This window comes from Nostoc sp. CALU 1950, from assembly GCF_051172895.1.
Taxonomy (GTDB): Bacteria; Cyanobacteriota; Cyanobacteriia; order Cyanobacteriales; family Nostocaceae; genus Nostoc; species Nostoc edaphicum_A.
On sequence record NZ_JBDNJQ010000399.1, the window covers coordinates 1 to 1,005 of the forward strand.

Below are 1,005 nucleotides of genomic sequence, written 5' to 3' on the forward strand. Positions count from 1 at the left end.
ATCCGTAACCCGCAGGTTGATAGTGATATTCGTAGGGTGGCAGCAGAAAGCTTAGAGAAAATTGATCCAGGTAACCAAACGGCGATTGAAGCTTTGATCTCACTTATCCGTGACCCACAGGTTGATAGTGATATTCGTAGGGTGGCAGCAGAAAGCTTAGGGAAGATTGATCCAGGTAACCAAACGGCGATTGAAGCTTTGATCTCACTTATCCGTAACCCACAGGTTAGTAGTATTAGGCGTTGGCTGGCAGCACATAGCTTACGAGAATTTGGCTTCCGCAACCAAACGGCGATTGAAGGATTGATCTTACTTATCCATGACCCACAGGTTGATAGTGATATTTGTAGGGTGGCAGCAGAAAGCTTAGGGGAAATTGACCCTGGCAACAAAATAGCGATTGACGCTTTGATCTTACTTATCCATGACCCACAGGTTGATAGTTATATTCGTAGACAGGCGGCAGAAAGCTTAGGGAAAATCGGCGTTGGCAACAAAATAGCGATTGACGCTTTGATCTCACTTATCCGTGACCTACAGGTTAATAGTTATACGCGTTTGCAAGCAGTATCTAGCTTAATAGAAATTGACCCTGGTAACCAAACGGCGATTGAAGGGTTGATAGCACTTATCCGTGACCCACAGGTTAATAGTTATAGCCGTAGGCAGGTGGCAGAAAGCTTAGGAAAAATTGACCCTGGCAATCAAATAGCGATTGACGCTTTGATCTTACTTATCCATGACCCACAGGTTGATAGTTATAGCCGTAGGCAGGCAGCAGAAAGCTTAGGGGAAATTGACCCTGGCAATCAAATAGCGATTGACGCTTTGATCTTACTTATCCATGACCCACAGGTTGATAGTGATATTCGTAGACAGGCGGCAGAAAGCTTAGGGGAAATTGACCCTGGCAACCAAACGGCGATTGACGCTTTGATCTTACTTATCCATGACCCACAGGTTGATAGTGATATTCGTAGACAGGCGGCAGAAAGCTTAGGGGAA

General features: G+C 45.3%; 1 protein-coding gene. It reads left to right on the forward strand.

The genetic code is table 11. The features are described 5' to 3' along the window. A partial coding sequence (locus tag ABF638_RS38160) for a HEAT repeat domain-containing protein (RefSeq protein ID WP_435027916.1) occupies nucleotides 1-1,005 on the forward strand: 1,005 nt, incomplete at both ends.